Origin of the sequence: Sinorhizobium sp. RAC02, assembly GCF_001713395.1 — a bacterium.
Classification (GTDB): domain Bacteria; phylum Pseudomonadota; class Alphaproteobacteria; order Rhizobiales; family Rhizobiaceae; genus Shinella.
Genome location: NZ_CP016452.1, coordinates 173,166 through 191,519, shown reverse-complemented (window position 1 = coordinate 191,519; position 18,354 = coordinate 173,166). Strand labels below are relative to the sequence as shown.

The window sequence follows — 18,354 nt, the reverse complement described above, 5'->3', positions numbered from 1 at the left end:
ATTATCCCCTTGCCTCTGCGATCACGGCGCCGAGCGTGCGCTCGACGAGGTTGACCTTGAAGCGGTTCTGCTCGGTCGGACGCGCGTTCGCCATCAGGACGGCGGCGGCAGCCCTCGCGCCATTCTTCAGTTCTGCATCCGCCTCTTCGATGCGCCACGGCTTGTGGGCGACGCCGCCGACGGCGACGCGACCGGTTCCATCTGGATGGATGACCGCCCCGATGGACACGAGAGCAAAGGCGTAGGACGCGCGATCCCTCACCTTCCTGTAGACGTGCTTGCCACCGATCGATGGCGGCAGGACGACCGCGGTGATGAACTCGCCTTGTTTGAGAACGGTCTCGATATGCGGCGTCTCTCCCGGGAGCCGGTGGAAGTCCGCGATCGGAATGGAGCGCCTCGTTCCGTCGGTCGTGACGGTCTCCACCTTGGCGTCGAGAACCCGCATGGCTATCGCCATGTCGCTCGGATGCGTGGCAATGCAGGCGTCGCTCGTTCCGACGACGGCATGCTGGCGGGTGAAGCCGCCGATCGCCGAACAGCCGCTGCCGGGCTGGCGCTTGTTGCATGGCTGATTTGGGTCGTAGAAGTACGGACAGCGGGTGCGCTGCATAAGGTTTCCGGCCGTGGTCGCCTTGTTGCGGAGCTGGCCGGACGCGCCTGAGAGCAAGGCGCGCGACAGCAGTCCGTAATCGCGACGCACTGTCTCATCCGCGGCGAGGGCCGTGTTTCTCACAAGGGCGCCGATGCGCAGGCCGCCTTCCGACGTCCGTTCGATCTTGTCAAGGTCGAGCCCGTTCACGTCGATGAGATGCGTCGGCCGTTCGATCTCCAGCTTCATCAGGTCGAGGAGATTGGTGCCACCGGCGATGAACTTCGCGTCCGGGTTTGATGCCGCCGACCTCGCGGCGTCTTCGACGGAAGCGGCGCGTTCAAAGGTGAAGGCTTTCATGCGTCGATGCCTCCGATTTCCGAGATGGCGTCCAGGATATTGGAATAGGCCCCGCATCGACAGATGTTGCCGCTCATGCGCTCGCGGACCTCGGCGGCAGTGAGCTTGACAGCTTCCGTCAGATCGCCGGTGACATGGCTCGGGATGTTCTGCCTGATCTCTTCCAGAACTGCGATGGAGGAGCAGATCTGGCCGGGCGTGCAGTAGCCGCACTGGAAACCGTCGTGCTTTACGAAGGCCGCCTGCATCGGATGGAGGTTGCCGGGCTGGCCGAGACCTTCGATCGTGGTGATCTCCTCACCTGCGTGCATGACGACGAGCGTCAGGCAAGAGTTGATCCGATGACCCTCGACCATGACTGTGCATGCGCCGCACTGACCGTGGTCGCATCCCTTCTTCGTCGCGATTAGATGCAGGTGCTCCCGCAAGGCGTCAAGAAGCGTCGTCCTGTTGTCGACCTCCAGTTCCCGCCGCTCGCCGTTGACCGTAAGCACTATAGGCGTCGTCAGTTTCATATCGTCTCCGGCTGGCTGGTTAGCCGCGCTACGGGTCGCCGTCCCCGAGACGACGACCGTTGCGGCTGACGATATAAGAAGTTCCCGACGTGAAAGTTCCAACTAGGACCAATCCATAAGCGCAACAACCGTCTTCTCATTTGGCCTCGTTTTCAATCGAGGTTCTGCAATGCGTCTCTATCTCAAGAAGAATCAGGGGCTCCGGCGCTTTCTGCTCTCGCCATGAGAATGGTCTCGATCTTGCCGGTTGGAATCTCATTGACGATCTTGAATGTGCCGGACTGGTGGAGTTCGGCGAGCCCCTCCGGGATCGGGACGTTGCTGGCAGCGAAAACGGCCTTGATGTCCTCAATCGTCTGCTCGAGCGAGGCGATCGTTGGTTCGTTGTTCTCCAACCGTGTCAGGAGATATCGATAGCCAGACCTGCTCATTTGTGCGAACTCCAGGAGTGTTGCGGATAGACGTTCTAGCGCGATGCCAAACATCACGGATTTCCGTTAACGTCCGAAGCCAAATACACCTTCGTTGCGGGCGGCGGGATCTCTACGCCCAGAACAACGAGATAGGCGGAAATTCCAAGCATGCAAAAGACGATAATTCCCACGGGAAGGCCCACGCTGAATCTTTGATCGGTCGCTCTATCGAACGCGCGTTTCGTCATAATCCATTTCCTTTCCGGACGTTCGAAGGGGCGGTGATGCTCGCCCCTCTCCAGGGCCTCAACTCGTCGATCACGCGGCGATGACGTAAACCACCTTCAAAGTCCCAGGCTCGACGATGATGATGCGGCCATCGGCCAGCACGAAATACTCGTAGCTGCGGTAGGCCGGTACGATTTCGATGATGCGGGCCGGCAACGGACGAAGCTCCACCGTCTGGGGAACGACGACGCCGACATTAACCTCGATATCGAGATCAACGGGCTCGGCCTTGGTTTCGACGATCACGTTGCGAATCTCTGTACGCTGCTCGGTCGTAATATCGATGCTCGCCGTGGTTTCGTTCGACGGCTCGCTTGTCGCGGCCTCGTTGGATTGCTCGGTGGCTGGCGCGTCAGCCGAAGCTTCTGCATCCTTCTCGACAGTTGCGGCCGTCGAGGGTTGCCCGTTGGCGTCAAGCTGTGGGGACTTGGCATTATCTTCGTCCATGGCGGTACCCGCCGATCCGGCGGTCTCGGCATTGCTGCCGCTGCTCTCCGCCTGCGCAGAACTTTCGGCTGCAGAACCGTTTTCGAGCTTCTTTGTCGCGGAAGCATCGGCGCCGACATCAACTCCCCCCGCCGAAGTGTTCGCGCCGGCCCTTTTGTCCACCTCGCCGGACGCTCCGCCCTGCGGGAGGATCACCTTTGCGCCGTTCTGCGGGGTGCCGGCGCCACCGACGGGCTGGTCGTCCTGTGCGATGGCCGTTCCACCCATGAAGGCAGTGCCGCTCAATAGCACAGCGGCGATCGTTTTTCTCGGGACAATATTCATGAGGTTCATTCCTTCCGTTGTTGCTCTACGCGCTCCAAATGCACACGGAGTCGTCAACGGAGGCGCCCGGACAGGGTTCCGGAGATGGGGCTTCTGCCGGTAAGGATTGGACTAAAGGCCTGTCCAGACTGGACCAATGGATCGGGTGATCTCGACATATGCACCGACTTCCACTGCATGTATGAACGTATAGTGTCCTTGCGCGTTTCGACGACAAGAGTGCAGGATATGCATGATGAAGGCCAATAGACCCGCGACAACTGTAATTTCGCTCACCGTAGCCTTGGCGGTCGCTGCAGTGCCGGTTGATGTCAGTTGGAGAGCAAGCGCGCCATCCGTTAGCCTTGCCAGCGCCGATGCGAAGAACGGCAATGGCGGTGGCCGGGGCGATAAGGGCGGATCCGACAGCAAAGGCAGCAAGGGACAGAATGGCTCGAATGGCAAGGCAAAGGGGCGCGCCGCCTCAGTCGCCAAGAAGGAAGTCACACCCAACTCCATTGCCGTTCGCTATCGCAATGGCTACCTGGAGCAAGTCGTCAAGGGCCGCTTCATTATGAAGGATTCGAGAGGTCGAACAATTGTGAACCGCAAGGCAACGGCGCAGGACCGTATGCGTCTTTGGTTGAAGACGATCGTGCCCTAGCCAACGTAAGGGCGGGCCCTCTGACCTGCGTCCCGAAAGACCATCGCCGCCTCGGTCCTGTTGCTGACGTTCAGTTTTGTGAATATGCGCGTCAAATGATGTTTGATCGTCTTTTCATGAAGGTCGAGATCGCGCGCAATGCGTTTATTGCTCAAGCCCGCGGCGACAAGGCGCAGAACGGCATGCTCGCGCTCTGTCAGCTCGCCAACACCTGCGGAACCGGTCGAGGATGGAGCGTGAGACAGACCGGCGATCATCCGTGCGGATAGGGTTGGCGACAGATACATTTCCCCGCCGTGCACAGCGCGTAAGATTTCGGAGAGCATCCGCGACCCGACACCTTTAAGCACGTAGCCCTTAGCTCCCAGCTTCAAGGCCGTTGCGATATCGGAGTGAGATTCCGATACGGTTAGTATGATGATTTTTTGCGCCGGCCGCCGATCCAGGATCGAGGCTACCGCGTTGAGGCCTCCTCCCGGCAGTGAGATATCCAATAGCATGACGTCTGGGTTTGCCTGTTGGGCGATCGCTAGGGCATCCTCACAACTTCCGCCTTTACCGACGATGTCGTAACCACCGATGTCCATTAGGCAACTTGCAACCCCCTCCCGGAAGATTGGATGGTCGTCCACGACCGCAACGCGGATGGTACTCATGTCGGTATCTCCATGTCGTGCAGCGGCAGGCTCATTGTCACTATGGTGCCGGCGGGGGCCGCCGCTACGCTGAATGTCCCACCCAGGCTCTCAACCCGGTTTCTCATCCCCGCCAAACCAATGCTGCTACCGCTTGGACGTTGGTGGGAGAGCCCTGGTCCAGCGTCGCCAACTTGGACCTCAATACCTTCACCATGCTCCGCGATGTTGACCCACTGGCCTGCCCCGGCAGCGTGTTTGTAACCGTTGTTAAGAGCCTCCTGAATGAAGCGATAAATGCAGATTTTTGCTGCGACTGGCAAAACTGAAATTGTAGAACTGTTGCGCAACTCGACAGCCTTGCCGGTGCGTGAGCGATAACTGTTGAGCAATTCTGCCAACATTTCTTCAAGACGAATCGACTCAATATGCGGCAGCACCAGACCGCTGCATATGGTGCGTATCTCGGTCATTGCCTCGTCCAGACTGGTCTTGATGACGCTGACCTCCGTCTGTCGACGTTCCGTAGAAGTGGCGGGATCAGTCAACAGACCACTATCGATCCGCAAGCCGGCAAAAGCCACCAGTTGTGCCGGACCGTCGTGAAGGTCAGCTCCGATATTGCGGAGGTAGTTTTCGTTGAGGGCAGTCGTGGCAGCGGCTGCGCGCTGAATTCGAGACTTAAGTGCATCATTTTGGCCGAGAAGCAGTGTAAGTTCTGCAACGCGAGACTCGAGTTCCTTGCTCTGGAGGTCGATTGTTCTGCTTCCTCGGAACACAATGGCCGATAGCGTGAAAAAGAAGGCAAGCGTTACCGCCGCCACCGCGCTCCAACTCTGCCAACGGGCGACGGCTAGATCTACCTTCAAATCCTCAGCAACCTCGTAAAACTCAGTTACTGCAACGATCTCACCGGACCACGGCTGAAGAAGCGGGCTGTAGATCTCCAGGAGCGGAAGGCCAGACTCCCGCTCGGCCGCACTTTCGATATCATCGAGTTCGTCGAACTCGGCAACAAGCTCTCCGCCGAATGCCTTTTGCAAATCCTCACTTGGGGTAAATTGTCTTCCGATTTGAGATGGGTCACTCGAATAGAGGATCCGGCCGTCACGAGCCCATAGACGAAATGCTTTTAGCCGCTCGCCCAACGGACCTTGCGCAAGGGTTTCATCAAGGGCGCGGCTACTCGTCTCGTCCAGAATATCGTTGCTCGCCATATCAGGGAGGAGGGGAGCAATTATGCTATCGACGTAAAGAGCTGTGGAGGCGGCGGCATTACGGGTAACGGTCTGCTCTATGAGATGTGTAACGAATACCCCGACAAGCGCCATCGCCGCCAGAGAGAAAGCGCTGCCGGCGATGAGAAACTGTCGGGCGAGGGTTTGACGCCCCCAAAACGAAAGAGTTGGAGCCTGGTGTCTCGATCCTATACACGCTGGATCTGCCGCGTTCACGCGCGTTAGCACCCTCCGTCTCCTCGCCACCTCACGACCAGCATGCCCAAGCTGATCCGGCAAACGAGCGAAGGGAGCTTTAGTTCCATGCGGGGGCCGCCTGCCCTCGTTGAGGAGGGCAGGCGAGTGCATCAGTTCAATACCTGTACGACTGTGTACGTGCTCGGATCGACGATGACCCTCTGCTTGTTGACCACGGCGTAGGCGTAGGTCGGATCTTCGGGGATGGGCGTCAGAACAACGGTCTTCGGCAAGGGCTTGCCGACCTCCACCACTTCCTCGACGACAATTGTGTCGGTCGGAATAGGCTGTTGTTCGACGTAGGTAACTACCTTTCGTGGCGGCGGATCGAGCGCGGTCCCCGCGATGGCACCAACGACACCGCCGACGGCGGCACCCACGGGGCCACCAACCACTGCGCCGGTCACGGCACCACCCGCAGCGCCCGTTACGGCACCATCATTGTCGTCATCGGCCATCACCGGCGATGTGAAGAGAGCGGCCGCCATGGCAGCCGATGCAAGAAGGTTAAGTTTCATTGTTCCACTCCTTTGGGTTGGACGGCAAAGGAAGCGCTTTGAGTATGGAAGGTTCCGGCGATTGGACCAATGCCCGCCCTGATAGGGACAAAGGTCTGATCCAGGCGCCTGACCGGAACCATTTTGCCAAAGTATCGTTTGTGTCTCACTACATAACTCACTGAAATGAGGACCTATTATGAAAAAACTCTTCCTAGCTGCAGCGCTTATCGGCGCATCGACGTTTAGCGCCTTCGCTCAGACGTCCACCACGACGACCACCGAAGGCGACACGCCTGCGGTCGCCACACCGGATACCAAGAACGCGACCGCGCCGGTCGAGGGGGCCAACAGCTTCACCGAGGACCAGGCGAAGGAACGCATCACCGAAGCCGGATACGCGGATGTCACTGGTCTTACCCTCGACGACAAGGGTGTCTGGCAGGCCAAGGCGATGAAGGACGGCAAAGCCGTGGCCGTCACGCTCGACTACCAGGGCAATATCGTCGCCAAGTAACCTTCACAATTCAGGAGATTTCCAATGAAAACCGTTACTGGACTGTTCGATGACTATTCGGATGCGAGCACGGCCGTCAGCGCCCTTGAGGCGCGCGGCGTGCCCTCCAGCGATATCAGCATCGTTTCCAACAATGCCGACAAGCGACATGGCAATGACAACAATGCCGCGGAAGGCGCCGGCACGGGTGCTGGCATCGGCGCTGCCGTCGGCGGTGTCGGCGGGCTGCTCACAGGCCTCGGAATTATGGCCATCCCGGGCGTCGGTCCCGTTGTCGCCGCGGGGTGGCTCGCAGCAACGGCCGCGGGTGCCGTTGCAGGCGCTGTGGCTGGCGGCGCCGCCGGTGGTCTTATCGGTGCCCTGACGGAATCTGGCGTTCCTGAGGATCATGCGCATATCTATGCGGAAGGCGTTCGTCGAGGCGGCACGCTCGTGACGGCGCGCGTGGACGAGAGCGTATACGCGGAAGCGGAGGCCATCCTTCGCCAGAATAACTGGGTCGATCCGACTGCCCGTCGCGCGGCCTATACGGAGCAAGGCTGGTCGCGCTTTGACGACACTCTCGATCCCTATGGCCCGGCGGAGATTGAACAGGAGCGGCTGAGATACCGCCGCTAGTTTTTTAAGGCAGGCGGCTCTGGAGCCGCCTGCCGTCGTCTGCGGGATAATATTGGGAATCGGAGAACAGTCATGAACCGCATCATCTATATTGTTGGCCTCATCGTCGTCGTCCTTTTAGTCCTTTCGTTCCTCGGCCTGCGCTAAGCCGCCTATCTACGCTCGGCGCATCTTAGCGCAAAAAGTGGGTTTTTGGATGATTGAAGCGTTGATCAATCTCTCGACATACCGCGGAAAGCGCGATTTCAAAAAGACCGCCTTGAAGGGCACCCGCGCCATCAGCTGCCCCCGTTCATCGACGATTCGAAGAGACGCGTTTCATAGACGTGCCCCTTTCGCAGATCCTCGGCCAGGATCTCGCGCGCTGCAAGACGGGCCTCAGCAAGGTCGGCGTCCAGCGTATCGAAATCCGCACCCTCCCGGTCTTCGATCAGTTCCGTTCGGCTGCAAATGTGGAAGAAGTATTGGGTCATAGTCGCCGTGCAGCGTCATTGCTTCCATAGGGACTGGCGAAGTCGCCAAGTGTTCCATTTTCTTTCCAGCCGCATCTGTACGCTATCGTACGGCAACTTCCGCGCGCCCGTCTCGTTTCCTTCGAAATGGAGGAATGAATGGACGCCTTGGTCTCCTAACCCGTTTCTCAGACGGTGCAGGCCGGCATAGAAGCCCAGTTGCCCGCGCTGAGGCGCTTCGCCCAGCAGTTGACCCGTTCGGCCAGCGACCGGGAGGACCTGACTCACGAAACGGTGGTGCGGGCGCTTCGGTCCTCGCATCAGTTTCACCCCAACACAAAAACTTCGCTCGTGGCTCTTCACGATAATGCGCAATAGCTTCAACACGGAATATCGCCGCCGCTGCCGGGAGCCTGTTGGACTGGATGACGGCCTGCTAGAACGGGCGAGCATCATGGCGCCGCAGGAATGGGCGGTTCGCCGCAGCGAATTGCGCTGCGCCCTGCGCCGCCTTCCGCCGCGCTCGCGCCGTACGTTGCTGCTCGTGGCGATGGGCGTCAGCTACATCGATACCGCGCGGCTGTGCGACTGTGGATCGGCACGGTGAAAAGCAGGGTCAACCGTGCGCGTAAGATGCTCGAAGACGACATCGGCCGCCCGGGCGCGCAATGACGAACAGCGGCGCGGTTGTAGGTGTTCTCCGGAACAAACGCCGGTCTGAGCGATTGGCTATCATCATTTGTCGATCAAACCGCGGAGCAAGACGATGACCGATCGCAAACAAGTCTCTCGTGAGGAGGATTTTCGGGACTACGAGGAGCGGGACACCCGCGACGGCTGGCCCTATCCGGACGATGACGATGCGCGTCGAGCCGCGCAGAACTTGCCTTACGGAAGCCCCGGCGCTGATCTGGACCAGCTGGACAACGAGGGTATCGCGATCACGCGTGATCCCGCCGCGCGGGACGTCGACGGCGCGCCACTGCCGTTTGTGGATGAAACGGGCGATATCATCGCCGATGGCGATCTCGAGGCGCGCATCATCGAGGCGCTCGAAGGCGACGACAGGGTCGATCTTGCAACGCTTGAGCTCACTATCCGCGACGGCGTTGCGGTGCTCGACGGCGCCGTCGATAGCGAAGAGGATCGCCGCCACCTCATCGGCTTCCTGCGCCGTGTGAAAGGGGTGCGTGACGTAGAGGCTGACGGGCTTCTCGCGCGTGGTGTGGACAGCCATTTACCTCACGACGTGACGGATTAAAAATTCCTCCGTACGATTTCGTACTATGATACCGCTTTGAATCGCACCTATACGGACCTAGACTCATGCCTGTCGCACAGAGGAGGCGGGCGTAGGCAGCTACACTTCCAAAGGGACTTTCGAGCCGGACGAGTTGGGCGACGGGCGTCAGCAAGCTGACCGACATGAACTCGGAGGCGATGAGCACGGCGACGCACAGAGCCATCGAGAACACCGCGCCCCAGGCTGCCTGCGGCTTCACCAGTTTGTCGTCGTAGTTGGTGTCCATGAATCCTTCGCAGAATTTGCCGGCCCGTAGGAGAGCCGGGCACTTTGATTGCCATGAGAGATAGCATCAGACGATTGCGATGATTAGGCGTTCGAATTCGTTTGAACTTATCGACTGAAGCCATAAATTAGGAATGAGAGTGTCGGCGGGGAGCGAGCGGTGCGCGAGAATTTCAATGACCTGTTGTGGTTTCTGGTCGTGGCGGAGGAGCGCAGCTTTACGAAAGCGGCGGCCAAGATCGGCATCACGCAATCGACGCTGAGCCACACGATCAAACGGCTTGAAACGGGCATGGGGCTGCGGCTTCTGGCGCGCACGACCCGAAGCGTTTCCACGACGGAGGCGGGCGAGCGGCTACGCCAGTCGCTGGCGCCGCGCATCGCCGGAATCGAAACGGATATCGCCGCGCTGACGGCCTATCGCGACAAACCGTCCGGCACGGTGCGCATCACGCTTGCGGACTATGCGCTCGAAGACCTCGTATGGCCGAAGCTGCGGCCGGTTCTCGCCGACTATCCCGACATCAAACTTGAGCTCAGCCGGGACAACGGCCTGCGCAATATCGTCGAGGATGGGTTCGACGCCGGCGTCCGGCTCGGCGAGAGCCTGGAGAAGGACATGATCGCCGTGCGCATCGGGCCGGACTGGCGGCTGGTCGCGGTCGGCGCGCCGCGCTACTTCGCCGAGCGGGGCGTGCCGCAGACCCCGCAGGATCTCATCGGCCATGATTGTATCAACATGCGCACCTCGACGACTGGTCGCCGATGTTCTCCGGCTACTATCTCTATTACCCGAGCCGTCACCAGAATTCGCCGGCGTTCAAGGTCGCGTGGATGCCTTGCGCCACAACAGCACGATGAAGCTGGGTTAAAGGCGTATGCCGATCCGACTCATCATGGTCGAACTCATCGAGCGCGCGCAACGTGAAGGCAGACTTTGGCCCGGGATTTCCGGCGACGATCTCGTGTTTTCGTCTCGCGCTTTCATTTACGGTGTTGCCCGAATGTGGATCGACGGGCATTTCGAGGAGTGGAAGGTCGAAAAACCTGCGCCGCAAACCATGTCAGCCGCCCTTGATCTGTTTATCGCCATGATCCGTGCGGATTAGGGTCGCTGGTTCAGCACTGTATACGCCACTGAGACGTTACATTGGCGGTATGCTGACATGAGCGCGCTGCATGCGCCGTGTCCCAATCAGGAACCGGCCATGCTGGAAATCCGGTATCTGGACAAGCTTATCGACGAATTCGCAACAGGCAGGGCGATGGAGAAAAGTCCCGCGAGAATAGGGACCGATGACAGATGGCCCATATTGACCAGCTCATTATGTTCGTTGCCGGCGTTTGGATGACGGCCGCGGGTTTTGGCTATTTCGACACTGGTACGCGGCAAGACTGGTTAAACCGCATCGTCAGGCAATTTCGGTGGGCAGGTCCGCTGTTGATCGGTATTGCGATTCTGCTGTTAGTTCCATAGGTGCGCGTTCGTGCGCGCCTGTGTTAGGGAGGGTTCCCCAAACGCCGCCTCTTTTAGCTGGACGGCGTTCAGTCGCCTACGAAACGGAAATTTCGATGTTCAGGACAAAATTCGTAAATCGTCCGATGCTCAGCGCATATCTTGCCATCGCCGCGCTCCAGGCCGGTAGCGTTGCAGCTGAAGCAACCGACGCCGCGTTCTATGATGCAGCTCTTTGCAATCCGCCTTACTCTCTGGACGCTGCGACCGTGCTGTATGAGGCGGCCGAGAAGCTTGCAAAGCCCGATACGTCCGGGTTGGGCGCGGCAATCTACAAGCTTCCTTATCAAATAGGTCGTGATGGGTTTGAGAGCGATGAAGTGCTTTTCGCCGGCAGTGCCGTCGGCGTCTTGATCGAAGGGCAGCGTGCCCACGAGTTGGCTGCCAAATACGGTTTGTCTCCTGAAACCAACGACCTGATGGGCACGTCCAGCAAGGGTTATGCGCGACAACTCGCAAGCGCGCTGCAGCCGGCGGAAGGGCTTGCCGGGCCGGGCAAGGTGTTCATCGTGGCCCGCGAAGGCAACGCCTTGAACGGTAAGACCTTACTGGCCTGTGAGTTCATCGCCGATTGACGGTGTGCAAAGTATGATGAATGCCGATCATACCTTGCACGAATGCTGGGACGAGGGCTTTGTTCACGCCCGGCTCCTCCCGCAATGTTGATCGTCGCTCGGACAAGCGTCTCCATCGGCTTCTGAAGCCGGCTCTTTCGAAGTTGGGCGGCCGGGTGAGGGGGGCGTAATCGTGAATTGCCGATGGCGGCAGCCGCGTTTCGCGCCGTCCCTTAGGGCATCGGGCGATCGAGCTGCGACACGTCGTTGCGGAACTGCAGCTTGGCGAGCAACAGTTCAGCGACAAGCATCATGCCTTCCGACGCGTAAGTGACATTCGCCTCGCCATAGGCGGCAAGACTGGAAACGATAAGGCGGGATCCGAACCCCTCACGTCCGGGTGTGGGTTTCAGGATGCGCGGGCCATCGATCTCCCGCCAGGAAACCACGAGGACCTCGGCCTTATCGCGGCATTCGATGTTCCAAGTGATGTCGACCCGTCCATCGGTATTGGACAGTGCCCCGTATTTCGCAGCATTCGTCAGGAGTTCGTGAAGGACCAGCGAGAATGAGAGGGCCGCCTGCGGTCCCAGCTCGACGTCGGGTCCGACGGATGTGATGCGCTCGCTTCCCTCCAATCCGATGGTCGTGCGCGCGGCGTCGACCAAGGTCGCGAGCGTCGCACTCGTCCAATCCTTCTGCAGCAGGGCCTCATGCGCCCGTGCGTAGGCCGCAATCCGCGACAGGAGCTTTTCCGATGCATCCTCCAGCGAGCCTGCGTTCCGCAGCGATTGCGTCACGATCGCCTGAACGACCGACAGCGTATTCTTCATGCGATGGCCGAGTTCGTGCATGAGGAGGCGCTCACGCTCGACGCGTTCGCGCTCCTGAGTCCGGTCCCGAAGGATCTTGATAAAACCGATGACGTCGTCGTCGGGGGCACGCAATGCCATCATCTCGCCGGACGCCCAGAATGTGGTGCCGTCCGCTCGCAGGTGCCACCGCTCGTCATTGCCCCGGCCTCTTTCGAGTGCGGCCGTCATTTCCTTCTGTGGGACACCGTTTTCCCGGTCTTCCTGTGTGAAGAAAGCTGTTGCGGGTTTTCCGACCATCTCCGCGGGCGTCCAACCCAGAATCTTGCGCGCACCTTCGTTCCAACTGGTGACAAGGCCATCAAGGTCCATGGAAATGATGGCATAGTCGATGGCGCTTTGAACGATTGCCTCAAGGAAATGCTCTCTTGAGGAGATCTTGTCAGTGGCAAGGGCGATCTTCATGGGGGCGTCCCGTGGCGTCTCGTTCAGACGTTTATGCCACGGATGACGGCGTTTTATAACTGCGTTCGCAAGTCATTCGGTCAAGACCCTATCGCTGAGCCATGACATTCAGGCGGGCAACGATCGTGTCGGAGCTATAGGGTTTCGCGAAAAACTCAGCCCCCCGATGGCAACGCGATGTCTTCGGGGCTCAGCCGGCCGGATACCACGATAATTCCGGCATCCGGGAAACGCTTCGTAACCGCGTGCGCGACATCAATCCCTGTCAGCTTGCCCGGCAACTGGATGTCGGTGAAGAGGAGATGGATCGTGTCCTCGTTCATCATATTGATCGCGTCTTCCGCGGTGCCTGCCTCAAGAACCTCGAAGCCAGCCTCATGCAGAGCATCGACTATCGTCAGCCGGATCAGCACGTCGTCTTCGACGACCAGTACCTTGAACATGGGATATTCTTATACCCACCAACCCTCGAAGGCCGACGACGTTCCGTCGTCCAAGGAAAAGATATCGACGCGTGTTTGCGCGGGAAACGACATCGAAACGGGTGAACTACATAAGGTGGATCGGGCGAAAGGAATTCTGCCGTAAGGAGGTGTTTGACATGCGCTGGTAAGCGGTTGGCAGGCAGGTTGAGAAGCGTATTGACATCTCGACCGCCCGCGGCGAGACCGCTTCCATTGACACGATCTTTCGTTTGGAAAGCCGCCCGCCGTATCGAGGTGGGCGGCCCTGCAATCAGGCACTCATCCGCGGCGGGGCGGAGCATTCGGATCGCTGCCACCTTGGCGGTAATCCTTGAATGGGCAAGCCCGCCTCGAGGCATGCGGCAACGAACGCTTCACGCGCAATGGCGACCGGCGTGTGGCGAAGGAGCGCGGCGCGGCACTTCTTGCAAGCGCGCTTATAGCGCTCGCCATGACGAAGCGGCCATTCATTCTCGAGAAAGTCGAGGGTGTCGTTGACGCTGTCGAAGGTGCGGCTCAGCCCATTGGACAGGTGTACATGCAGGGGCGTCGAGAAGAATATGTCAGCTAGCATCGAAATCCTCCTTTCAAAAGCCATCTGGCATATTCGATATGGTTTGATCGCGCTCCGGTTCAAGTACGTTAAGACAGGAATTGCTGTTCAGCCTGCGATCCGAAGCCGCTCAGTAACATCGCATAGGCGGGGCCGAACCGACTTGCGCCGGGTGAGGGCGGTCAGGTTACTGCTGCGATTGACGTGGTTAGCGTTGCCTACAAAAATGGCACTACCATCGCTGGAACACCGACAACGACGGCAAGGCTCAAAAGTACTGCCGAAGCGAGCTTCAAGCGGCTTTTTCTCCGGGTTGCTTCGCCGGTCCAATCATAGGCCATGTGTGTCCTCTCATAGGCATGCTGATCGCAGTCAGATTCGCGAGCACGTGAATTTGTCGCCGGGGCGTGCGCGACGCAACCCGTAAAATCTTGAGGTTGGGGCAATGGCAAGCGGAGGCCCGCGAGCGCCTCGTATCGCTCGACCGGGCCCCTGTACGACCGACGCGGTCTAAATTTCGCATCGGCTCGTACAGTATCTGATGTGAACAGTGCTGGCCGCGCGTCGGCCCCAGGTCTCTCGCAGCGCGCGAGGGCGTTCAGCAGGATGCGCGCGTTCATTAGAACGGGCTGATTGCTGCGGCTGATTTTCTCAAGGCGCTTGTCGATGGTGCGGATTGCGCGTTCCCGCCGTTCGGCAGGCGCGAGATCTCGGACGGCATGGCGACAGCTTTGCATGGCATTTGTATCCTCGAATCGGCTCCCTCATGCAGCGGTGCCTAGATACGAGAGGAGTGCACTGGTGTGCGATCCACAACGCTTGTGCCAACGGCTCGGCTGGCGCGGACCTCGATATTAGAAGCGTGGGTGCCGTTCTCGGTAAGGCGGTCTGCAGCGGGACGAGCGAAGCGGACGATATCGCCGCAACCCGGCCTCTGGCTCGGATCCATGATGACAGAGGAATATCGACAACAAACCAAGGAACATGGCGGACCGTATGGGCCTTATCCAGGACTACCGTGATTTTTCGCCCGCGATGTCGGCATGGCGAGGCATGTCGAAAGCCGCCGTCCGTCTGAGCATCCATTGGAGAGCAATGCCATGACCCTTCACGCTTTGGCCTTCAACAGCACCCTGAAATCCTCGAGTTCCTCGGAGAAGTCCTCGACAAGCAAGCTACTTGAAATGATTGCCGAGGAATTCCAGAAGCACGGCGTCGAGACCGAGGTCGTCCGGCTGGCCGATCACGACATCAAACCTGGTGTCAGCTCGGATGAAGGAGAGGGAGACGCCTGGCCAGAGATCAGGAAGAAAGTTCTTAATGCCGATATTCTGTTGATCGGCACGCCTATCTGGCTGGGACAGCCCTCGAGTGTCTGCAAACGGGCGCTGGAACGGATGGACGCGTTCTTGGAGGAGACCGACGAGCAGGGCCGGATGGTCTCCTACGGCAAAGTGGCGGCAGTCGCGGTTGTCGGAAATGAAGACGGCGCCCATCATGTCTCTGCCGAGGTATTTCAGGCCCTCAACGATGTCGGTTTTACCATCCCTGCCAACGCCGTGGCCTACTGGGTCGGCGAAGCGATGGGCTCGACGAATTTCGTCGACCTCGAAAAGACTCCTGAGGCAGTCGAAACGATGATGTCAATGTTGGCGCGTAACACCGTTCATCTGGCGGGTCTGCTGAAGCAGACTCAGTATCCAGGGGAGGGGAAGTGAGCTCGAGCATGGCTCCAACTCGATCGACAACACGCCTTGCACCGGCCTTCGCACAACCGCATTCCGAGCCGATCGCCTGGTGTCACTTCGAAGGGGCGCGGCGTGATCATGATGACCGCCAGGCCGAACGCACTCGATTCGTGGGAGACCTGAAGCTGATCGCCGACTTCCACAACCGTGATGGCGAGGGCGAGAGCCAAGATGCCTGTCGTGCGGCCTATCAGGGCGCCTTGACCACTTTGTTCCCACCGTCCTCTCCCTAACGCGGACCTGCGGCTGCGCCGCTCGAGATAAGACGGCTTCCTGGCGTCCGTGCCGGCCCCGCAGCGCGTGGAGAAAACGCCGTCGACACTGCGGCCAAAGAACCAAAATATACTGGGGTGAGGTGGATCAGGGCGTCGGCGGGATAGGATTTCTACAACTCCCGATGCGTGCCGCTTGACGTTCCATTATGACCGGTCCGGCTGTTCGTCGTCGAACCCGACATCCCAGTCCTTTTGCCGTTTTCTGCCGGGCGGGTCCCGGTTCACGGTGGCATCCTCGGAGCCGGTGATGACGGTCGGCTTTGCGCTGGCAACACCGTTGGCTTTGCGGTCAGCCTGAGATGGGGCGAACGCGCCTTTCTTTTCGCGCCTATTCTCCATCGCGGCGTTCCTTCGCTTTCAAGGCGTCGGATGCGCGGTTGCGTTCCGGATCCTTGTTTGTCTCGCCCGCTGCGTCACGTGCGGTGTCGGGATCGTCCTTGGCCGGAAGATAGCCGCGGGGTCTGGACTCTTCGGGTCCTTCCCAGCGCGGGGATTGCTCGGTCGTGCCGGGTGCGCCGTCCCGAGGTTTGTTGATTCCCATATCGTGTCTCCTTTTCGGTACTAACCGCGCGGCCCTTGCGATGTTCCATTATCGCGCTGGAACGGGGAGCGCCCGTTTGTGGGCACTTGCCTTGTAGGCCGACACGATCGGCTCGGCCGCTGCGGGCTCGATGGCCCGCCACTTCAGGAAATCGTCGATCTGATCATAGGTCACGCCGTAGACCTCTTCGTCGGGACGAAGCGGCGCATCGGATTCGAGACCGGCCGTGGGAACCTTCCATACGAGCGGATCCGGTGCGCCGAGCGTGGCGGCCACGGCGCGGACCCGTCTTTTGTTGAGCCCGGCGAGGGGGGGGACATCGGCGGCGCCATCGCCGAACTTGGTATAAAAGCCCATCAGCGCTTCGGCGGCGTGGTCGGTGCCGATGACGAGGCCGGAGGCAACTCCAGCAATCGCATATTGCGCTATCATCCTCTGACGTGCTTTCACGTTCCCGAGGATGAAATGATGGCGCATGTCGGGATCGGTGCCGCCGGCAAGCACGGCCGCCATCAGGCTGTCGGCGCCCGGCTTGATGTCCACCGTGATGACGCGGTCCGGGCGGATGGCGGCGACAGCCGCCGCCGCGTCGTGTTCGTCTGCCTGGACACCATAGGGGAGGCGGACCGCGATGAAGGTGGCGACGCGCCCATCCTCGCGCAGCTCCCGCACGGCACGCTGGGCTAGCAAGCCGGCGGCCAAGGAATCCACGCCCCCGCTGATGCCGAGCACGTAGGCTGTCTGCCGGCTGTCGATGAGGTAGCTCTTTAGAAACTGGACGCGCCCGGCGATTTCGTGCGCGGCGTCGAAATTGCGTTGAACCCCAAGAGCTTCGATAATTGCTGACTGCTCCATTACGTCCCATCTCTCCGTGAAGTCTGTTTGGGCGTCGCCTATCCTCCCGTTTTGGAATGCGGCGCGGCAACTGGTTTTGACTCCGGCGAACCGCGAAAGCGCAGAAAAATCGAGAGGACCACGAGAACAGCCGTGGACAGGAATTCGGACTGCCAGTTCTGGAAGGATTCGAACCAGAATTTCGGACTGCCCGCGTGCTGCCAGATCGTCGGCGCGGGTTCACCGTGGCTTAGGGCCTCGACGGCTTCGGCGGCTGCGCTGTGCTCCAGATGGAATGCAAAGCTCAGGACGAAAAGGACGAAAAGCACGATTCCAAGCGAGTAGGCGTATAGACTGGCCGATAACCCGCCAAGCCGGACGGGCAGAGGAGCATTGAGGTCATCGGCAGGGCTCGCAGGATCCTGGTCCTGCTTCGCGCTGCCCTCCGGATCCTTCGATTCAGCCGAGCCGCGCTGGAAGAGGAAAGCCGTGAGGACGACATAGGCCGACATCTGCAGGAACTCGCTTTCCCAGTTCTCGAACAGGGAGGACAGGAAATGCCCGCTGGTCAGGTATGCGGTCGTGGATACCGTAGGCTGATGATGCTGGATCAGTTCGTCATTGTAGACAGAGACTCCTGTCAGCAGCATCCCCAGCAGAGTTGCCGTCGTTGCGATCATCAAGACGATCGTTAAGCCGTTGTCCCGAAGAAATTTCACTGGCTGTCCTCCACGCAATACGGTGCGCCGTGAAAACCGCCCGGAAAGGACAAAGTTCCTCACGGGCTTGCATCGCCTCTGCACGAATCTGCCAGGTCGGCCAGCGGCGGCGTAGGTGTACTTTGCATTTATCGTGTTCAGCCTCGGCATGATCGGGACGGGCACGTTGTCGATCCCCGTGCTCGCAGGTTCCGCAGCGTATGCCGCTTCGGAATGTTTCAGCTGGAACTGCAGCCTCGAAAGCACGCCGTGGGAGGCCAAAGGATTTTACGCCGTGATCAGCGCCGCGACCTTCCTCGGTTTCGGTCTCGAATTCACGCCGATCAATCCGGTCACCGACCTGTTCTGGAGTGCTGTGAGCAATTGGTTCTTTGCTGTCCCGATCACGGTTGGCATCATGATGGTGGTGAGCCGCAGTTCCCGGATGAAGCAATTCACGGCCCGGCCAATTCTCATCACTGGGGGCAGGGCGGCGACCGGTGTGATTGCATCGGCAGCAACTGCGAAGCTGGTATTCCGTTGAGAAGAGGAGCGGACCTAAATTCGACGTTGCGCGTTTCATTGACGAA

General features: G+C 59.7%; 27 protein-coding genes and 3 pseudogenes. 13 read left to right on the top strand and 17 right to left on the bottom strand.

The window, feature by feature from the left end:
* Window position 1 precedes the first annotated feature (1 nt).
* From BSY16_RS22120 to BSY16_RS22105, 5 genes are all read right to left on the bottom strand, one after another.
* Window positions 2–952, bottom strand: a complete 951-nt coding sequence (locus BSY16_RS22120) for an FAD binding domain-containing protein (protein ID WP_069062034.1) — start codon at window positions 950–952, stop codon at window positions 2–4.
* Window positions 949–1,569: an aldehyde dehydrogenase iron-sulfur subunit PaoA gene (gene paoA, locus BSY16_RS22115; RefSeq protein ID WP_069062033.1), complete on the bottom strand. Its 621-nt coding sequence runs from the start codon at window positions 1,567–1,569 to the stop codon at window positions 949–951. Before paoA ends, BSY16_RS22120 begins: the two co-directional genes overlap by 4 nt.
* Window positions 1,570–1,649: 80 nt before the next feature.
* Complete coding sequence (locus BSY16_RS22110; protein ID WP_069062032.1) at window positions 1,650–1,952, bottom strand: hypothetical protein; 303 nt, start codon at window positions 1,950–1,952, stop codon at window positions 1,650–1,652.
* On the bottom strand, window positions 1,952–2,128 hold the full coding sequence (locus tag BSY16_RS32530) for a hypothetical protein (RefSeq protein WP_171902474.1): 177 nt from the start codon (window positions 2,126–2,128) through the stop codon (window positions 1,952–1,954). The genes BSY16_RS22110 and BSY16_RS32530 overlap by 1 nt, the downstream gene beginning before the upstream one ends.
* Window positions 2,129–2,198: 70 nt before the next feature.
* A complete protein-coding gene (locus BSY16_RS22105) occupies window positions 2,199–2,939 on the bottom strand; it encodes a DUF1236 domain-containing protein (RefSeq protein ID WP_171902473.1) in 741 nt (246 codons plus the stop codon).
* A gap of 232 nt (window positions 2,940–3,171) precedes the next feature.
* Here BSY16_RS22105 and BSY16_RS22100 point away from each other — a divergent pair, with 232 nt between their 5' ends.
* Window positions 3,172–3,582, top strand: coding sequence for a hypothetical protein (locus BSY16_RS22100; RefSeq protein WP_069062030.1), 411 nt, complete (start codon window positions 3,172–3,174; stop codon window positions 3,580–3,582).
* On the opposite strand, the gene BSY16_RS22095 is transcribed toward BSY16_RS22100, so the two are convergent.
* The 3 genes from BSY16_RS22095 to BSY16_RS22085 form a co-directional block, all read right to left on the bottom strand.
* Entirely contained in the window at window positions 3,579–4,238 is a 660-nt protein-coding gene (locus BSY16_RS22095; RefSeq protein ID WP_069062029.1) for a LuxR C-terminal-related transcriptional regulator, read from the bottom strand. The two genes, BSY16_RS22100 and BSY16_RS22095, sit on opposite strands and share 4 nt — an antisense overlap.
* Window positions 4,235–5,671 (bottom strand): sensor histidine kinase, encoded by a 1,437-nt coding sequence (locus BSY16_RS22090; protein ID WP_286157316.1) that lies wholly within the window; start codon window positions 5,669–5,671, stop codon window positions 4,235–4,237. The genes BSY16_RS22095 and BSY16_RS22090 overlap by 4 nt, the downstream gene beginning before the upstream one ends.
* 131 nt (window positions 5,672–5,802) lie before the next feature.
* Entirely contained in the window at window positions 5,803–6,210 is a 408-nt protein-coding gene (locus BSY16_RS22085; protein WP_069062028.1) for a DUF1236 domain-containing protein, read from the bottom strand.
* Between the two features lie 178 nt (window positions 6,211–6,388).
* Between BSY16_RS22085 and BSY16_RS22080 the strand changes: the two genes are divergently transcribed.
* Both BSY16_RS22080 and BSY16_RS22075 read left to right on the top strand, forming a co-directional pair.
* Window positions 6,389–6,706: a PepSY domain-containing protein gene (locus tag BSY16_RS22080; protein ID WP_069062027.1), complete on the top strand. Its 318-nt coding sequence runs from the start codon at window positions 6,389–6,391 to the stop codon at window positions 6,704–6,706.
* Window positions 6,707–6,730: 24 nt separating this feature from the next.
* Window positions 6,731–7,324: a general stress protein gene (locus tag BSY16_RS22075; RefSeq protein ID WP_069062026.1), complete on the top strand. Its 594-nt coding sequence runs from the start codon at window positions 6,731–6,733 to the stop codon at window positions 7,322–7,324.
* A gap of 278 nt (window positions 7,325–7,602) precedes the next feature.
* On the opposite strand, the gene BSY16_RS22070 is transcribed toward BSY16_RS22075, so the two are convergent.
* Complete coding sequence (locus BSY16_RS22070; protein WP_069062025.1) at window positions 7,603–7,797, bottom strand: DUF6894 family protein; 195 nt, start codon at window positions 7,795–7,797, stop codon at window positions 7,603–7,605.
* A gap of 174 nt (window positions 7,798–7,971) precedes the next feature.
* On the opposite strand from BSY16_RS22070, the gene BSY16_RS32875 reads away from it, so the two are divergent.
* The 3 genes from BSY16_RS32875 (at window position 7,972) to BSY16_RS22060 (ending at window position 9,037) form a co-directional block, all read left to right on the top strand.
* On the top strand, window positions 7,972–8,154 hold the full coding sequence (locus BSY16_RS32875) for a sigma factor (protein ID WP_286157315.1): 183 nt from the start codon (window positions 7,972–7,974) through the stop codon (window positions 8,152–8,154).
* Window positions 8,144–8,383, top strand: a complete 240-nt coding sequence (locus tag BSY16_RS32870) for a hypothetical protein (protein ID WP_286157314.1) — start codon at window positions 8,144–8,146, stop codon at window positions 8,381–8,383. Before BSY16_RS32875 ends, BSY16_RS32870 begins: the two co-directional genes overlap by 11 nt.
* Before the next feature lie 159 nt (window positions 8,384–8,542).
* Window positions 8,543–9,037: a BON domain-containing protein gene (locus tag BSY16_RS22060; protein WP_069062024.1), complete on the top strand. Its 495-nt coding sequence runs from the start codon at window positions 8,543–8,545 to the stop codon at window positions 9,035–9,037.
* 133 nt (window positions 9,038–9,170) lie between these two features.
* On the opposite strand, the pseudogene BSY16_RS32865 reads toward BSY16_RS22060, so the two are convergent.
* Window positions 9,171–9,305: pseudogene (locus BSY16_RS32865) on the bottom strand (MFS transporter); the annotation flags it as partial.
* A gap of 159 nt (window positions 9,306–9,464) precedes the next feature.
* Between BSY16_RS32865 and BSY16_RS22055 the strand changes: the two are divergent.
* The 5 genes and pseudogenes from BSY16_RS22055 to BSY16_RS22045 all read left to right on the top strand — a co-directional run bounded on the left by BSY16_RS22055 (window position 9,465) and on the right by BSY16_RS22045 (window position 11,395).
* Window positions 9,465–10,176: pseudogene (locus BSY16_RS22055) on the top strand (LysR family transcriptional regulator).
* A gap of 24 nt (window positions 10,177–10,200) precedes the next feature.
* On the top strand, window positions 10,201–10,413 hold the full coding sequence (locus BSY16_RS22050) for a hypothetical protein (protein ID WP_150130100.1): 213 nt from the start codon (window positions 10,201–10,203) through the stop codon (window positions 10,411–10,413).
* Between the two features lie 87 nt (window positions 10,414–10,500).
* Window positions 10,501–10,656, top strand: a pseudogene (locus tag BSY16_RS31580) (DUF2200 family protein); the annotation flags it as partial.
* Window positions 10,608–10,781 (top strand): hypothetical protein, encoded by a 174-nt coding sequence (locus tag BSY16_RS32525; RefSeq protein ID WP_171902472.1) that lies wholly within the window; start codon window positions 10,608–10,610, stop codon window positions 10,779–10,781. The pseudogene BSY16_RS31580 and the gene BSY16_RS32525, both read left to right, overlap by 49 nt.
* 95 nt (window positions 10,782–10,876) lie before the next feature.
* Window positions 10,877–11,395 carry a hypothetical protein gene (locus BSY16_RS22045; protein WP_069062022.1) on the top strand — a complete coding sequence of 173 codons (519 nt, stop codon included), beginning with the start codon at window positions 10,877–10,879 and terminating at the stop codon, window positions 11,393–11,395.
* Window positions 11,396–11,607: 212 nt separating this feature from the next.
* Here the strand turns inward: BSY16_RS22045 and BSY16_RS22040 are convergent, their stop codons facing one another.
* From BSY16_RS22040 to BSY16_RS22030, 3 genes are all read right to left on the bottom strand, one after another.
* Complete coding sequence (locus BSY16_RS22040) at window positions 11,608–12,651, bottom strand: sensor histidine kinase (RefSeq protein ID WP_069062021.1); 1,044 nt, start codon at window positions 12,649–12,651, stop codon at window positions 11,608–11,610.
* 155 nt (window positions 12,652–12,806) lie between these two features.
* Window positions 12,807–13,094, bottom strand: a complete 288-nt coding sequence (locus BSY16_RS22035) for a response regulator (RefSeq protein WP_286157313.1) — start codon at window positions 13,092–13,094, stop codon at window positions 12,807–12,809.
* A gap of 292 nt (window positions 13,095–13,386) precedes the next feature.
* The gene (locus BSY16_RS22030; RefSeq protein WP_069062020.1) at window positions 13,387–13,689 is read right to left on the bottom strand and encodes a DUF982 domain-containing protein; all 303 of its coding nucleotides are present in this window, start codon (window positions 13,687–13,689) and stop codon (window positions 13,387–13,389) included.
* A gap of 1,079 nt (window positions 13,690–14,768) precedes the next feature.
* On the opposite strand from BSY16_RS22030, the gene BSY16_RS22025 reads away from it, so the two are divergent.
* On the top strand, window positions 14,769–15,386 hold the full coding sequence (locus tag BSY16_RS22025) for a flavodoxin family protein (protein ID WP_069062019.1): 618 nt from the start codon (window positions 14,769–14,771) through the stop codon (window positions 15,384–15,386).
* Window positions 15,387–15,835: 449 nt separating this feature from the next.
* On the opposite strand, the gene BSY16_RS32860 is transcribed toward BSY16_RS22025, so the two are convergent.
* From BSY16_RS32860 to BSY16_RS22005, 4 genes are read right to left on the bottom strand one after another with little or no spacing between them, the layout of a single operon-like run.
* Complete coding sequence (locus tag BSY16_RS32860) at window positions 15,836–16,030, bottom strand: hypothetical protein (protein WP_069062018.1); 195 nt, start codon at window positions 16,028–16,030, stop codon at window positions 15,836–15,838.
* Window positions 16,020–16,232, bottom strand: a complete 213-nt coding sequence (locus BSY16_RS22015; protein WP_069062017.1) for a hypothetical protein — start codon at window positions 16,230–16,232, stop codon at window positions 16,020–16,022. The genes BSY16_RS32860 and BSY16_RS22015 overlap by 11 nt, the downstream gene beginning before the upstream one ends.
* Before the next feature lie 48 nt (window positions 16,233–16,280).
* Window positions 16,281–17,087 (bottom strand): NAD(+) synthase, encoded by an 807-nt coding sequence (gene nadE / locus BSY16_RS22010; RefSeq protein ID WP_069062016.1) that lies wholly within the window; start codon window positions 17,085–17,087, stop codon window positions 16,281–16,283.
* Between the two features lie 38 nt (window positions 17,088–17,125).
* On the bottom strand, window positions 17,126–17,785 hold the full coding sequence (locus BSY16_RS22005) for a DUF6766 family protein (protein ID WP_069062015.1): 660 nt from the start codon (window positions 17,783–17,785) through the stop codon (window positions 17,126–17,128).
* A gap of 115 nt (window positions 17,786–17,900) precedes the next feature.
* On the opposite strand from BSY16_RS22005, the gene BSY16_RS22000 reads away from it, so the two are divergent.
* On the top strand, window positions 17,901–18,308 hold the full coding sequence (locus BSY16_RS22000; protein ID WP_069062014.1) for a divalent metal cation transporter: 408 nt from the start codon (window positions 17,901–17,903) through the stop codon (window positions 18,306–18,308).
* The last annotated feature ends 46 nt before the right edge of the window (window positions 18,309–18,354 follow it).

Excerpts from the sequence above, each read along its gene's own strand:
- BSY16_RS22120 (WP_069062034.1), bottom strand. The coding sequence starts at position 952 with ATGAAAGCCTTCACCTTTGAACGCGCCGCTTCCGTCGAAGACGCCGCG.
- BSY16_RS22110 (WP_069062032.1), bottom strand. The coding sequence starts at position 1,952 with ATGTTTGGCATCGCGCTAGAACGTCTATCCGCAACACTCCTGGAGTTC.
- BSY16_RS32530 (WP_171902474.1), bottom strand. The coding sequence starts at position 2,128 with ATGACGAAACGCGCGTTCGATAGAGCGACCGATCAAAGATTCAGCGTG.
- BSY16_RS22105 (WP_171902473.1), bottom strand. The coding sequence starts at position 2,939 with ATGAATATTGTCCCGAGAAAAACGATCGCCGCTGTGCTATTGAGCGGC.
- BSY16_RS22100 (WP_069062030.1), top strand. The coding sequence starts at position 3,172 with ATGATGAAGGCCAATAGACCCGCGACAACTGTAATTTCGCTCACCGTA.
- BSY16_RS22095 (WP_069062029.1), bottom strand. The coding sequence starts at position 4,238 with ATGAGTACCATCCGCGTTGCGGTCGTGGACGACCATCCAATCTTCCGG.
- BSY16_RS22085 (WP_069062028.1), bottom strand. The coding sequence starts at position 6,210 with ATGAAACTTAACCTTCTTGCATCGGCTGCCATGGCGGCCGCTCTCTTC.
- BSY16_RS22080 (WP_069062027.1), top strand. The coding sequence starts at position 6,389 with ATGAAAAAACTCTTCCTAGCTGCAGCGCTTATCGGCGCATCGACGTTT.
- BSY16_RS22075 (WP_069062026.1), top strand. The coding sequence starts at position 6,731 with ATGAAAACCGTTACTGGACTGTTCGATGACTATTCGGATGCGAGCACG.
- BSY16_RS22070 (WP_069062025.1), bottom strand. The coding sequence starts at position 7,797 with ATGACCCAATACTTCTTCCACATTTGCAGCCGAACGGAACTGATCGAA.
- BSY16_RS32870 (WP_286157314.1), top strand. The coding sequence starts at position 8,144 with ATGCGCAATAGCTTCAACACGGAATATCGCCGCCGCTGCCGGGAGCCT.
- BSY16_RS22060 (WP_069062024.1), top strand. The coding sequence starts at position 8,543 with ATGACCGATCGCAAACAAGTCTCTCGTGAGGAGGATTTTCGGGACTAC.
- BSY16_RS22050 (WP_150130100.1), top strand. The coding sequence starts at position 10,201 with ATGGTCGAACTCATCGAGCGCGCGCAACGTGAAGGCAGACTTTGGCCC.
- BSY16_RS32525 (WP_171902472.1), top strand. The coding sequence starts at position 10,608 with ATGGCCCATATTGACCAGCTCATTATGTTCGTTGCCGGCGTTTGGATG.
- BSY16_RS22045 (WP_069062022.1), top strand. The coding sequence starts at position 10,877 with ATGTTCAGGACAAAATTCGTAAATCGTCCGATGCTCAGCGCATATCTT.
- BSY16_RS22040 (WP_069062021.1), bottom strand. The coding sequence starts at position 12,651 with ATGAAGATCGCCCTTGCCACTGACAAGATCTCCTCAAGAGAGCATTTC.
- BSY16_RS22035 (WP_286157313.1), bottom strand. The coding sequence starts at position 13,094 with ATGTTCAAGGTACTGGTCGTCGAAGACGACGTGCTGATCCGGCTGACG.
- BSY16_RS22030 (WP_069062020.1), bottom strand. The coding sequence starts at position 13,689 with ATGCTAGCTGACATATTCTTCTCGACGCCCCTGCATGTACACCTGTCC.
- BSY16_RS22025 (WP_069062019.1), top strand. The coding sequence starts at position 14,769 with ATGACCCTTCACGCTTTGGCCTTCAACAGCACCCTGAAATCCTCGAGT.
- BSY16_RS32860 (WP_069062018.1), bottom strand. The coding sequence starts at position 16,030 with ATGGAGAATAGGCGCGAAAAGAAAGGCGCGTTCGCCCCATCTCAGGCT.
- BSY16_RS22015 (WP_069062017.1), bottom strand. The coding sequence starts at position 16,232 with ATGGGAATCAACAAACCTCGGGACGGCGCACCCGGCACGACCGAGCAA.
- nadE (WP_069062016.1), bottom strand. The coding sequence starts at position 17,087 with ATGGAGCAGTCAGCAATTATCGAAGCTCTTGGGGTTCAACGCAATTTC.